Source organism: Hymenobacter sp. YIM 151500-1 (assembly GCF_025979885.1).
Lineage (GTDB): Bacteria > Bacteroidota > Bacteroidia > Cytophagales > Hymenobacteraceae > Hymenobacter.
This window is the reverse complement of the sequence record NZ_CP110139.1, coordinates 3,027,037-3,040,577: the sequence shown is the minus strand read 5'-3', so window position 1 is coordinate 3,040,577 and position 13,541 is coordinate 3,027,037. Positions and strand designations below refer to the sequence as shown.

9 protein-coding genes are annotated in these 13,541 nt (G+C 62.0%); 5 read left to right on the top strand and 4 right to left on the bottom strand.

Annotated features, from left to right (window positions below):
• Positions 1-31: 31 nt before the first annotated feature.
• Entirely contained in the window at positions 32-3,085 is a 3,054-nt protein-coding gene (locus OIS53_RS12760) for a PAS domain-containing sensor histidine kinase (protein ID WP_264678956.1), read from the bottom strand.
• A 602-nt stretch (positions 3,086-3,687) separates the two neighbouring features.
• On the opposite strand from OIS53_RS12760, the gene OIS53_RS12755 reads away from it, so the two are divergent.
• The 3 genes from OIS53_RS12755 to OIS53_RS12745 all read left to right on the top strand — a co-directional run bounded on the left by OIS53_RS12755 (position 3,688) and on the right by OIS53_RS12745 (position 8,473).
• Positions 3,688-6,195 carry a bifunctional UDP-N-acetylmuramoyl-tripeptide:D-alanyl-D-alanine ligase/alanine racemase gene (locus OIS53_RS12755; protein WP_264678955.1) on the top strand — a complete coding sequence of 836 codons (2,508 nt, stop codon included), beginning with the start codon at positions 3,688-3,690 and terminating at the stop codon, positions 6,193-6,195.
• Between the two features lie 108 nt (positions 6,196-6,303).
• The gene (locus tag OIS53_RS12750) at positions 6,304-6,921 is read left to right on the top strand and encodes an OmpA family protein (protein WP_264678954.1); all 618 of its coding nucleotides are present in this window, start codon (positions 6,304-6,306) and stop codon (positions 6,919-6,921) included.
• Between the two features lie 307 nt (positions 6,922-7,228).
• Positions 7,229-8,473 carry an alpha/beta hydrolase family protein gene (locus OIS53_RS12745; protein WP_264678953.1) on the top strand — a complete coding sequence of 415 codons (1,245 nt, stop codon included), beginning with the start codon at positions 7,229-7,231 and terminating at the stop codon, positions 8,471-8,473.
• A gap of 117 nt (positions 8,474-8,590) precedes the next feature.
• On the opposite strand, the gene OIS53_RS12740 is transcribed toward OIS53_RS12745, so the two are convergent.
• Positions 8,591-9,490 (bottom strand): carboxypeptidase-like regulatory domain-containing protein, encoded by a 900-nt coding sequence (locus OIS53_RS12740; RefSeq protein ID WP_264678952.1) that lies wholly within the window; start codon positions 9,488-9,490, stop codon positions 8,591-8,593.
• A gap of 217 nt (positions 9,491-9,707) precedes the next feature.
• Here OIS53_RS12740 and OIS53_RS12735 point away from each other — a divergent pair, with 217 nt between their 5' ends.
• Together OIS53_RS12735 and feoB are read left to right on the top strand one after the other, a co-directional pair.
• Positions 9,708-9,974 carry a FeoA family protein gene (locus tag OIS53_RS12735; RefSeq protein WP_264678951.1) on the top strand — a complete coding sequence of 89 codons (267 nt, stop codon included), beginning with the start codon at positions 9,708-9,710 and terminating at the stop codon, positions 9,972-9,974.
• Between the two features lie 11 nt (positions 9,975-9,985).
• A complete protein-coding gene (gene feoB / locus OIS53_RS12730) occupies positions 9,986-12,169 on the top strand; it encodes a ferrous iron transport protein B (protein ID WP_264678950.1) in 2,184 nt (727 codons plus the stop codon).
• Positions 12,170-12,188: 19 nt separating this feature from the next.
• On the opposite strand, the gene OIS53_RS12725 is transcribed toward feoB, so the two are convergent.
• Both OIS53_RS12725 and OIS53_RS12720 read right to left on the bottom strand, forming a co-directional pair.
• A complete protein-coding gene (locus tag OIS53_RS12725) occupies positions 12,189-12,902 on the bottom strand; it encodes an SAM-dependent methyltransferase (protein ID WP_264678949.1) in 714 nt (237 codons plus the stop codon).
• 125 nt (positions 12,903-13,027) lie between these two features.
• Entirely contained in the window at positions 13,028-13,519 is a 492-nt protein-coding gene (locus OIS53_RS12720; protein WP_264678948.1) for a DinB family protein, read from the bottom strand.
• Positions 13,520-13,541: the final 22 nt, after the last annotated feature.

Below are 13,541 nucleotides of genomic sequence, written 5' to 3'. Positions count from 1 at the left end.
TGCTTTAAAAGCAGTTCATCCTAGCCGGCTGCTAGCGCCGGAAGTACACCGTGAAGGTGGTGCCCACGCCCGGCTGGCTTTGCACCTCAATCCGGCCGTCGGCATTCTCTATCATTTTCTTGACCATGTGCAGGCCCACCCCCGAGCCCTCGACGTGGGTGTGCAGGCGCTTGAACATCTGAAACAGCTGGCCCATGCTGTCGGCTTCAATACCCAGGCCGTTGTCGGCCACGGTAAGCACGTGGTGCTCGGGGGTGCTGGCGCACCGAATCTGCACCCGTGGCACCCGGTCGGGGTGGCGGTACTTCAGGGCATTGCTGAGCAGGTTGTACACCACCGAGCGCAGGTTTTTGGTTGGGAAAGAAATGGCAGCGCAGGCCGCTACATCTACTTCCAGCTGGGCTTGGGTGTCGCGCAGCAGGGGGGCCAGGTCCAGGCATACATCGTCAACTACCGCGGCCAAGTCTACCAGCGTGGTGGGCTGGGCGTGCTCCTGCTGGAGGCGGGCAATGTCGGTGAGGTGCTCGATGGTGCGCTTAAAGCGGTTCACCGAGTCCTGCATCATTTCCAGCACGTAGTCCACGTCGCCGACGCGGTAGGTGGCCGGCAGCTCCCCAACCAGCGCCGCCAGCAGGCCTTCGATGTTGGTAATGGGCGCCTTCAAATCGTGCGAGGCCGTGTAGATAAAGTTGTCCAAGTCGCTGTTGGTGCGCCGCAACTGCTCGTTGGCTTCTTTCAGCTCCGTAATGTCGATGGCCGAGCCCACGTAGCCGTACAGCTCGCCGCTGGGATAGTAGCTGGGCGCCCCCTGCGCCAGCAGCCAGCGGTACTGGCCGTCGTGCCGGCGCATCCGGTACTCAATAAAGAAGAGGGTGCGCTCTTCAATGGCCGTGGTAATGCTGCGCTGCGTGGCCTCCAACTCTTCCGGGTGCACGTAGGGCATCCACGTATCGGCCATTAGCTGCGGCAGCGTCAGGCCCAAAAAATCCAGCAGCACTTTGTTGACGTAGTGCACCGAGCCATCCGGATTCAGGCTCCACACGATGTTTGGCGCCGCGTCGGCCATGATGCGGAAGCGCTGTTCGCTTTCCTGCAAAGCCGCCAGCACGCGTTTCTGCTCCGTGATGTCGCGCGCCACCCCAAACAGGTGGGGCTGGCCGCCCAGCTGCAACCCCACTACGTGCGCCTCAACCGGGTACATATGCCCGTCCTTGCGCTGGTGCAGGGTTTCAAACAACGGAATATCTTCCCGCTGGGCCTGGGCAAACACCGCGTTGAATTCCTCGTCCGGAGTAATCGGGTTCACGTCCGACACGCGCAGGCGGCGGGCTTCCTCGGCAGTGTAGCCCCAGGCATCGAGGGCTTGGGGGTTGAGGTAGGCAAACGTGCCGTCCTGGCGAATCAGGATAAACGCGTCGCGGGCTTGCTCAGCCATGAACTTGAACCGCTTCAGCTCCTCGCTGCTTTGCTCCAGCTGCCGGCGGGCCTGCACCTGCTCGGTTACGTCGATGGCCGTATGAATGATGCCCGTCACCGTGCCAGCTTCAATAAGCGGATTGAAAGCCACGTTGAAGTAGCGCTGTTCCACCTCTCCGTCGTCCCCGCGCATTAGAATGGGCACTTCGCTTCCCCGGAACGTCTTACCCGTGTCCACCACGGCTTGCGCAATGCCTAGCATGGCCTGCGGCTCAAGGTGGGGCAACACGTCCGCTAAGGGCTTGCCCAGCACCTCGCCGGCCGACTGCTTGCTCATCAGACGCAGCATGGGGGCGTTGATGCTTTCAAGTACGACGTCGCGGCCGCGCGTGAGGGCAATGGCTACCGGAGCCTGCTCTACCAGGCTGCGGAAGCGCACCTCACTTTCCTCGATTTTGTGCAGCGCCAGCACTTCCTCCGTCACGTCGATGGCCGTGTGATGAACGCCGTACACCTCGTTCTGCTGGTTGCGCAGGGGTTTGTAGATGAAATTGAAGTAGGAGGTTTTGGCTTGGCCCTGAACGAGTAGCGTGGCCTTTTCGTGGGTGCCCATATAGGTTTCGCCTGTGGCGTACACCTGCTCCAGCAGGGCCGGAAACGGCTGGTCGGCCAGCTCGGGCAGGGTCTGGCGGAAGGTTTTGCCGGCCACCAATCCATCCTTGCCCCAGTAGCTCAGCATGGTGCTGTTGGCGTACTGAATGCGCATCTCCGGGCCCAGGTATAAGGCCGTGGCAATGGGGGCTTCGTCAATTAGAGGACGGAAGTGCTGCTCACTTTCTTCGGCGCGCTGGCGGGCCCGCACTTGCTCGGTCACGTCGTGGGCAATGCTGAACACCCCGGTAGCCACCGTCCGGTCGGCGGGGTTCTCGTAGTAGGGCTGGTACACGAAGTTGTAGTAGCGCAGCTCCTCCCGCCCATCGAGCGGCAGCATCACCGCATACTCGGTGCCGTGGTAGGGCTGGCCGGTGGCAAGCACCTGGTCGAGCAGCTCCGGGAAGCCCTGCCCTCTGGTGTCGGGCAGGGCGTCGAACAGGGGCCGGCCCACGATGTCCGGCGTGGTGCCCAAGAACCGGTGCAGCTCCGCGTTGATCAGCTCCACCCTGTGCTGGGGCCCCCGCAGGATGCAGATGCCCACCGGGGCCTGCATAAACAGGCTGTAGGGCCGCTCAATGTCGCGCAGGGCCTGCTCATTGCGCTCCGCCCGGATTTGGGTTGTCACTTCCGTGGTGGAGTGGAGGATGTATTGCACGTTGCCGTCGGCATCGAGCACGGGCTTGTTCTGGGCCGACCAGTACCGCTGCTCAAACGTGCCGTTGGCGTTGCGCACATCGTAGCGCACGGTGGGCACCTGGTGGGCCTCCTTATAGCGCAGCACGTAATCCAGCGACGCTCGCAGCGAGGTGAACCCGGCGCCGGCCGCTTCCGGGTTTTCCGGAAACACGACAAACACGCTCAGCCCCACTATCTGCGGCCGGGTCCGCTGGCTTAGGTGCAGTGCTTCGTCGGTGGCGTCCAGAATCGTGTACGCCGGAGCATCGGGCCGCAGCAGTATAAAGTTGCCGGGCAGGGCTTCGAAAGCCGCTTGGAAGTTGAGTAGTTGTTCGGGCACGAAAGCGAGGAGAGGAGCTGAGACAGATAAGTAAGTCAATAGAATTACCATTGCCTACGAAAATATTCCCGTACTAAGGAAATCTGGCAACTTTCCGGAATGCAGGCCGGGCTGTTTGCTTATTTCACCGCGTATCACAAGTACCCAAGGCGCAGACGTTATGGCGGTTTCGGGACCGGTGCATGCAGGGTGTAGCAACGCGACCCGAAGGTCGGCGTAGCCAAGGGTCGCGTCGCTACACCCTAGCCCCACTGTTTACGAAACGGCTATAACATCAGCACTAGCTCTCCTCCTCGGCAAGCGGGGGTGGGCGTGGCTGATGACAGTATACGGTCAACTAAAAGCTGGAATCAGAGCCGTTCTCTGACGGAGAAGGATAGGGATGAGGCAACTACAACCTAAGCTGAACCGACAACTATACTTGGCATACCAGCTGACTTCATTTCTCGCAGTGGTTCGCAGAGGAAAGCGCGGTGGTTCGCAGTGTTCAAGCGGACTCATGTAGGCCAATTTCCTTTGTTAGTTCACCTAGCAGCTAGTTCCTCCTCTTGTTTGGAAAGTGGGCCGGGGGGTGAGGCTCCAGCCGTACCTTTGCCGCCGCCATGCTTCAGTTCCTCGACCTCCCTTCCATCACCGGCGGCACCGTGCTCCAGGCCCCTGCGGCCGGGCCCGCCGCCGTGCAGCAGCTTCTGCTCGACAGCCGCCGGGTGGGCCAGCCGGGCGGGGCGCTGTTCTTTGCCCTGCGCGGCCCCCAGCACGACGGCCACCGCTACCTGCCCGAGCTGTACGAGCGGGGGGTGCGCCTGTTTGTGGTGGATAATAGTACCGCCGTGCCGGGCGGCCTGGCCGCTTACCCCGAAGCGGGTGTGCTGGTGGTAGACAATGCGCTGACGGCTCTGCAAGCCGTGGCTGCCCACCACCGCCGCCAGTTTCGCCTGCCCGTGCTGGGCATCACCGGCTCCAATGGCAAAACCATTGTGAAAGAGTGGCTGGCCCAGCTGCTGGCCCCCGACGAGCTAATTTGTAAAAGCCCCCGCTCCTACAACTCCCAGGTGGGCGTGCCCCTGAGCGTGTGGGAGCTAAACCCCACCCACACGCTGGGCATCTTCGAGGCCGGCATCTCGGAGCCCGGCGAAATGGAGCGCCTGGCCCGCGTCATTCAGCCGACGGCCGGCATTTTCACCATGCTCGGCTCGGCTCACGATGCAGGGTTTTTCTCCCAGGAAGAAAAGCTGTTCGAAAAGCTTCAGCTGTTCACCGGCCCCGGCTTTGGCCGCCTCTTCTACTGCCGCGACCAGCAACCCGTGCACGCTGCCGTGCAGCGCCTGGGCCTCAGTGCCTTCACCTGGTCGCGCCAGGGCCTGCCCGCCGACGTGCAGGTGGCGCTGCTGCCCCCGGCCCCCGGTTCTCCCGGCCGGGTGCCGGCTCGCATCAGCTGGGCGGCAGGGGAGTTCTTTCTCTCCCTACCCTTTGCCGACGAGCCCTCCGTCGAAAACGCCCTGCACTGCGTTAGCAGCCTGTTGTTTTGGGGCGTCGAGCCGGCCGAAATCCAGCGCCGCCTCGACCGGCTCCAGCCCGTGGCCATGCGCCTGGAAATGAAGCAGGCCCTCAACGACTGCTACATCCTCGACGACACCTACAACAACGACCTGGCCGGCCTCCGGCTTGCCCTCGACGCCCTGGCCCGCCAGCCCCGCCGCGGCCGCCGCACCCTCATCCTGAGCGACGTGCTCGAATCCGGCCTCGGCGGCGAAGAGCTGTACGCCCGCGTGGCGGGCCTGCTGCCCACCCACGGCGTAGAGCGCCTCATCGGCATCGGGCCGGGCCTGAGCCAGCACCGCGGCGCCTTTGCCGGCCTCGCGGCGGCTGAGTTTTTTCCTGATACCGAAGCCTTTCTCACCGCCTTCCGCCCCGACGCCTTCCGGCACGAAACCATTCTGGTGAAGGGCGCCCGCCGCTACGGCTTCGAGCGGATTGTGGCGGCGTTTCAGCAGAAAATCCACGGCACGGTGCTCGAAGTCAACCTCGACGCCCTGGTGCACAACCTTACCTTTTACCGGCGCCGCCTGCGGCCGGGCGTCAGGCTCATGGTCATGGTCAAGGCCTTTGCCTACGGCAGCGGCTCCTACGAAGTAGCCAACCTGCTCCAGTTTCACCGCGCCGACTACCTCGCCGTGGCCTACCCCGACGAGGGCGTGGACCTGCGCCAGCACGGCATCAGCTTGCCGGTGATGGTGATGAACCCCGCCCCCGACGCCTTCCAGAAGCTGCGCCAGTACCATCTAGAGCCCGAAATCTACTCCTTCGAGCTGCTCGACGCCTACCTGCGCGCCGCCCGGCAGCCCGACGGCCCGCCCCTGCCCGCCATCCACCTCAAGCTCGACACCGGCATGCGCCGCCTGGGCTTCGCCGAAGAAGACCTGCCCGAACTTTGCCGCCGGCTGCGCGAAAACGCCGCCCACCTGCGCGTGGCCAGCGCCCTCACCCACCTGGCCGGCGCCGACGAAGAAGCCCACAACAGCTTTTCGCGGGAGCAGCTGGCCGCCTTTGCCCGCATGACGCCCGTGCTGGAACAGGCCCTGGGCTACCCCGTGCTCAAGCACGCTCTCAACTCGGCCGGCATCGTGCGCTTTCCCGAGGCCCAGCACGATATGGTGCGCCTGGGCATTGGCCTGTACGGCGTAGAGGCTACCGGGCAGGAGCAGGATGCCCTGCGGCCCGTCAGCTCCCTGCGCACCACTATCTCCCAGGTTAAAACCCTGCCGGCTGGCCATACCGTGGGCTACAGCCGCCGCGGCCAGGCCGCCTCCCACGACCGGCGCATTGCCACCCTGGCCATCGGCTACGCCGACGGCTACGACCGGCGCTTCAGCAACGGGGTGGGGGAGGTGCTCGTCCGTGGGCAGCGGGCCCCGGTGGTCGGCAACGTGTGCATGGATATGTGCATGGTGGATGTAACCCACGTTGCCGGCGCCCAGGCCGGCGACGAAGCCCTGGTGTTTGGGCCGGAGCTGCCCTTGTCCGAGCTGGCCGCCCGCATCGGCACCATTCCCTACGAGCTGCTTACTAGCGTGAGTGAGCGGGTGAAGCGGGTGTTTGTAGCTGAATAAGAAGGCAGCAAGGGCCGCTGACGCATTGCCTCGCGAAAAAATGCTAACATCAGCCCAGCTTTCGCGTAAGCAGTTCACATTTCACTCTCCCTTCATTCTTCTACTCTCATGAAAAAACACCTGCTCTCTCTCCTGGCTGCTACGGCCCTGTTGGCCTCGTGCAGCGACCTGAAAAAGCCCGAAGAAAAAGACCAGCTCTCGGAAGCCACCGCCGACACCGCCGTGGTAGCCCGCGACGGCCAGACCGTGGGCGAAGTGGCCGCCAATGCTGGCGCCGCCGTGGAAAACGCCTGGGACATGACCAAGGCCAACCTGGCCGACGTGAAGCTGGAAGAAATTGACCTGCCCGAAATCTCGGTGCGCGGCGACGACCGGTACAACGTGTACGCCCTCGAAGAGAAAGTGCTGTTCGACACCGATAAAGCCGAAATCAAGCCCACGGCCACTCGGGCTCTGTCTGAAATCAGCTCGTCGATTGCCCGCCGCTACCGGGGCAACGAGGTGCGCATACTGGGCTTCGCTGACTCGCGCGGCGACAAAGACTACAACCGGGAGCTGAGCGCCAAGCGGGCCGCCGCCGTGAAAGACTGGCTGGTGAAAAACGGCCAGATGCCCGCCGACAAGGTGAGCATTGAGCCCATGGGCGAAGAAGCTCCCGTGGCTTCCAACGCCACCGCCGCCGGCCGCCAGGAAAACCGCCGCGTTGAAATTGCCGTGCTTAAGTAGTCAATAAGCCCCGACTTTTGCCGATAAGGCCTGTGTAGCATCTACACAGGCCTTTTTCGTGCCTATGGGAAAAGAAGTATAAAATTCTGTAAAAAAGTAGGCTTTTGTTGAGGTATGTAATTGGTTTAATTATCTTTAAATAGTAACTGAAGTAATTATTTTGATGATGAAACACGTGTACGCCTGCCTTCTTTTTTTGGTAAGCACTCTGTTTTCTGCCCAGGCAGAAAGCAAACCGGCGCTGGATGGCTTCTGGCGCGGACCTCTGGTAATGCCGGGTGGTCAGGTCGAGGTAATTTTTCGCGTCGTGACCCTGACATCCGGAGGATATTTTGCCACCCTGGACGTGCCGTTGCAGAAAATCAGCAACATGCCCGTGCAGGTAGCCCTGCGGGGCGACACCGTCATATTCTCGGTTGATGATGCCGCCAGCCGCTTCACCGGCCGCCTGGCTCCGGATGGCAAAGGCGTGGCCGGCACCTGGCACCAGCCCGGCTACGACGTTGCCATGCAGCTGAGCTACGCCGTGCCCGCCATCAACACTGCCCCCAAAGCCCGCCTCACGCCGCCCTACCGCGAAGAGGAGGTAGCCTTCACCAACATCCCCGTCAACGTGCGCTTCGGGGGTATGCTCACGGTGCCGCCCGGCGAGGGGCCTTTCCCGGCCGTGGTGCTCCTGTCGGATGCGGGCTCCCAGGACCGTGACGCGACGCTGGGCGACTACCGGCTGCTGGGCACGCTGGCCGACCACCTCACCCGCCGCGGCATTGCCGTGCTGCGCTTCGACGACCGGGGCGTGGGGCAGTCGCAGGGCGAGCCGGGCCCGGCTGTGATAGGCGAACTGATGACGGATGCGCAGGCGGCCCTAAGCTTTTTGCGCACCCGCCCCGAAATAGACCCCCTGCGGCTGGGCATCATCGGGCACGGCCAGGGCGGCAACGTGGCGCTGCTGACAGCTGCCCAGCCCCTGCCCCCAGCCTTTGTGGTGGCGCTGGCCGCGGCCGGAATGCCCGGCCAGAAGCTGCTGCTCCAGCAGCGCGAAGCCACGCTACGGAGCCTGGGCTCCTCCGCCAAGGAAATTCAGGCGGAGCTGAAGCGGGAGCAGGCCCTGCAAGAAATTATCATGCACACGGCCGACGCCGCCCAGCGCCAGGCCATAGTGGTGAACATGCTGCGCCAGCAAACCCCTTCCCTCGACGCCCATACCGCCCAGGCCAGCGCCGCCGACCTGGCCTCGGCCTACTACCAGCAGTTCCTCAGCGCCGACCCTACCGCCGGCCTGGAAAAAGTAGCCTGCCCGGTGATGCTGCTTAACGGCACCGCCGATATGGAAGTGAGTATTGACAGCAACCTGCCCGTGCTAACCAGCCGGCTGAAAGGCAACACTAAGGTGGTAAGCCGGAAGCTGCCGGGCGTCAACCACCTGTTTCAGGCCGAGCCGGCCGAGTGGCCGCTGGTGAATGGGCGGCCCCAGCCCGTGTTTTCCAGCCTCGCCCTCGACACCATCCGGGAGTGGATTGCGCAGCAAACCAAGCTGCCCACCAAAAAATAGGCTCCGCCACAGCACGGCAAAAAGCCCGACCGCCAACACTGGCAGCCGGGCTTTTTTAGTAAAGGAGTAAGACTAGCCGAAAATCGGCGCAATCAGCTTAATCAGCCAGCTCGGTAATTAGTCTTTGATCTGGTCTACTTCGGCCCGGATCATGGCGTTGTAGCGCTGGCCGCCGTTGGCCAGGGTAATCAGGCTCCAGCCGCGGCCGATGGTGTAGTTCCAGGTGCGGCTTTCTTTGAACTCGAACGTGGGGCGCAGAATCTGGCCGTAGGGCGTGTAGTTGTCCATGAAGTTGGTGGTGTAGAACTTGTCACCACTCACAATCCACTCCATCGCCACGAAAAAGCCTTCGGTCGGGGCCTCGATGTTGTACTGGGTCAGGTCAACCGTGTACCACTCGCCGCCTTTCGGAGCCGACACCACAATGTTTTCGGTCAGCAGGTCGGTGTTGGGCGAGTTGTAGTTGCCGTCGGCTTTGTAGAGGCGCACCCGGAATGGCTCGCGGGGGAAGCCGTTTTCGCCGATGTAAAACGACACCGAGCGGACGTTGCCGAGCTTCTTGTTCTTGTCGTTCTTCACAAAGAAAGCGTACTGGCTGCCCGGCATGCCCTGAATCATGCCTTCGCCCGGCGTACTCGACTTCGAGCCTAGCTGCAAATCTTTGATTTTACCACCCGTTACCGTTACGTTTTTCAGCTCGATGGCCCGCTTCGGCACCTCAATAATCATGTCCTGCACCTTGATGCCGGGCTTGATGAGAATAGCCTTGCGGAAATAACCCAGGGCGTTAACAATCAGCGAGTCCTGGGGGTTCTTGTCGGGCATGGCCATCTGGAAATAGCCGTACTCGTTGGTCAGGGCACCGGTTTGCTCTTCCTTCAAGCCGATGGAGGCAAATGGAATGGGCTCCTTGGTTTTGTCATCGACAATACGGCCCGATATTTTGTTCTCCTGAGCAAAACCCAGAATCGGCAACAGAAGGGCTAGAAAGAGAGAAGAGAGTACGCGTTGGAGCATATGCATGCAGTATAAGGTCACTCAAAATTACAATGAAACTGAGCATAAAAAGCAAGTACTCTCAGAATATTTATACTAATGCAATTTATTTTCGGAAAAATTACAAAATCAGCGGGTTAGCTGCAAGCTAGACTACCCAAACCGGAAATCTGCTTTTTGGCCGAAACCTAAATGGGTGGTACCTTTGTTTGAAGTAAATCTAAATAAAAAATAGCCTGTGTCCAGCCGCTCTCCGCTTGCCCCATCTGCTGCCGCGCCGCGTAGCGTGAAAGACCTCCAGCTGGGGGAGAGTGGCACCATCTGCTGCCTTAAAGACCCCGAAATGGCGTTGAAGCTGCTGGAAATGGGCTGCATTCCGGGCACGCGGGTGCGGCTCAACAGCCGGGCCCCACTGGGCTGCCCCATTACGCTGGTCGTCGGCGACACGGCCGACTACACGCTGTCGTTGCGGGTGAGCGAGGCGGCCACTATTCTTTTGAAATAGCATTTTCTGATATGGCAGTCGGGCAACTCCTTACCGGCCGGGCCGGCGCAGGTGCTTCGGCAGCCCAGCTGGAATACGCCGCCGTGCGGCACCCCGGCCCGCTCACGCGCATTGCGCTGGTGGGCAATCCTAACTCCGGCAAGTCCTCGCTGTTCAACCAGCTCACGGGCCTTAATCAGAAGGTGGGCAACTTTCCGGGTGTGACGGTGGACCGCAAAACGGGCCTGAGCCAGCTCACGCCCCAGCACCGCGCCGAAATCATTGACCTGCCGGGCACCTACTCGCTCTATCCCAAGAGCCTCGACGAGAAGGTTATTACCGACCTGTTCTACGACAAAACCAGCCCCCACTACCCCGACTTTGTGGTGGTGACGGTGGACGCCAGCAACCTGCGCCGCAACCTGCTGCTGTTCACCCAACTCGCCGACCTGGGCTTGCCCACGGTGCTGGCCCTGAACATGATGGACGTGGCCGAGCAGCACGGCGTGCACATTGATGTGGCGGCCTTGCAGCAGGAGCTGGGCGTGCCCGTTATTCCGATGAATGCCCGCAAAGGCATTGGGGTGGCGGCCCTCAAGATTGTCATGGCGCAGATGCTGGACGCGCCCACCGTGCAGTTCTACGAGCCCGAAGCCGAGCTGCTGCCCATGATTCGGCAGATTCGCTACTACTTCAACCTGCACAACGACTACCTGGCCCTGCACTACGCCCACCAGTACCGTCACATCCGGCAGCTGTCGGCCGACGACCGGGCGTATATTCAGGAGCTGGTGCAGCAGTACGGCTTCGAGCCCACGGCCCGGCAGGCCCAGGAAACCATCAGCCGCTACGCCCGCATCAACGACATCCTGCTCAACTGCGTGTCCGTTACGCGCACCGAGCGGAATGAGCCTTACAGCAACCGCCTCGACCGGGTGCTGACCCACAAGGTGTGGGGCTACCTGATTTTCTTCGGGGTGCTGTTTCTGATGTTTCAGGCCGTGTTTGCCTGGGCCAGCTGGCCGATGGAGCTGATTGACCAGGGCGTGGCCTGGATCAACGGGCTGATTCAGACTAATTTCAGCGGGCCGCTGATCAACCTGCTTACCGAGGGTGTGCTGGCGGGCCTGGGCGGGGTGCTGATTTTCATTCCGCAGATTGCCTTGCTTTTCGCCTTCATTGCCGTGCTGGAGGAAACCGGCTACATGGCCCGCGTCACGTTTATGATGGACCGGATTATGCGGCGCTTCGGACTGAACGGCAAGAGCATCGTGCCCCTGATTTCGGGGGTGGCCTGCGCCGTGCCGGCCATTATGAGTGCGCGCACCATCGAAAACCGCAAGGACCGGCTCATTACCATCTTCGTTACGCCGCTGATGTCGTGCTCGGCGCGCATTCCGGTGTACACGGTGCTGATTGGGCTGGTGGTGCCCGACGTGCCGGTGCTGGGTGTGTTCAACCTGCGCGGAGTGGCCCTGATGGGCTTGTACCTGCTGGGCTTCTTCGCGGCTATTTTGTCGGCCTGGGCCATGAAGCTGCTGCTGAAGACCCAGGAGCGGAGCTACTTCATCATGGAGTTTCCGGTGTACCGCTGGCCGCGCTGGAAAAACGTGGCCCTGACCATCGTGGAAAAGGTGAAAACCTTTGTGCTGCAAGCCGGCAAGGTGATTCTGGCTATTTCGATTCTGCTCTGGGTGCTGGCCTCCTACGGGCCGGGCACTGATATGGAACGGGCCGAAGCCCAGGCTCGCACCGAAGCCGCCCGCCGGCGCCTCACGCCCGAGCAAACCGACGCCCACGTGGCCTCCGAAAAGCTGGAAAGCTCCTACGCCGGTCGGTTCGGCCACTTCATCGAGCCAGCCATCCGGCCCCTGGGCTTCGACTGGAAAATCGGCATTTCGCTGCTCACTTCGTTTGCGGCCCGGGAGGTATTTGTGGGCACCATGTCCACCATCTACAGCGTGGGCCAAGACGCCGACGAGCTAACCGTGCAGCAGAAGCTGGCCGCCGAGAAAGACGACAACGGACAGCCGTTCTTTACCCCGGTGCGGGCTTTTTCTCTGCTGGTGTTTTACGTGTTTGCCATGCAGTGCATGAGCACCCTGGCCGCCACCTACCGCGAAACCAAAGGCTGGAAGTGGCCGATTTTGCAGCTAGTATACATGACGGGTCTGGCCTACGTGTCGTCGTTGCTGGTGTATCAGCTGCTGAAGTAGGGGCGCGTCGCACGCGCCCCTACGCCCCTATTAGGAAAACGGCGGGTTGCTTGTGCAGCTGGGGCGCGCCTTGCTTGCGCCAGCCGGCTATGGTGTCAGTGCGGACGTACTCAGTGGGAGCCGTAAGGCTGGCGGCTACGCAGAGGCGGGTGCCGGGCTGAAGGGTGGCCAGCAAGTCATCGAGGAGCTGCTGGTTGCGGTAGGGCGTTTCGATAAAGAGCTGGGTTTGGTGCTGGCTGATGGCCTGCTTTTCCAGTTGCTTTAGGGCCGCTACGCGCCGGGGCCGCTCGATGGGCAGGTAGCCGTGGAAGGCGAAGCTCTGCCCGTTCATTCCGGAAGCCATGAGGGCCAGTAGCAGCGACGAAGGCCCCACCAGCGGCACCACGCGCAGGCCCAGCTGATGGGCGCGGCGGGCCAGCTCGGCGCCGGGGTCGGCAATGCCGGGGCAGCCCGCTTCGGACAACACGCCGGCATCCTGGCCAGCCGCTACGGGGTGCAGGGCCGCCTGAATCTGGGCCTCGGTGCTGTCCTTGTCGATTACAGTAAGGCTCAGCTCTTCGATTACCTGCTGCGGGGCCACGCTCTTGATGAAGCGCCGAGCCGTGCGGGCATTTTCAACCAGAAAGTACGACAGTGCCGCCACCCGCTCGGCCACCTGGGGCGGCAGCACCTGGGCGGCCGTGTCGTCGGCCAAAACGGTAGGAATAAGGTAGAGCGTGCCGGGCGTGTTCAATTAAAAATTGAGAATTAAAAAGTAGGAATTGAAGCGGGGCCGGGCGGTTGAGTCTTTCGCGAAGTAGGCGCGAAGTTTTACAAGGTCAACCTGCACCAAGACACCGTCTTTTGCACTTGAATAGGTTATGCGCTGACTTGTGGGGGCGCCGAAAGCTCACCGAGCAGCCGGAACATGGTGAACAGGTGGTGCGTCTCGTGCAAGAGAAAAAACTCCACCCAGGCTACTCCGGTGAGGTGGCCGTAGACCGGGTGCCGGGCCGGGCGGGCCAGCTGGGTGGGCGTCAGGCTGGTGATGTAGTCGAGCAGCGGCTGGCGCAGCTCCCGAAACGCCTGCTGCACCTCGGCCGGGGGCCGGGCCACCATGGGGGCAAACGTGGGGTCCTCATCGGCTACGTAACGGGCAAACTGGGGCGTGTCTTCGACCTGCATGCGCTGCATCCGGGCCAGAAACGTGGCCTGGTAGGTACCGATGTGGGCCAGGTTTTCGTGGATGCTCCACTTGCCCGAAGCCGGCCGCCGGGTCAGCAGGGCCGGGTCAACTTCCGCCAGCAGCTGGAACACGGTTTCGTACTGGCCCTGGAGCCGGGTGAGCGAGGAGGCGGGCAGCGTGTTCATGAGGTAAAGAACAGGAAAATCA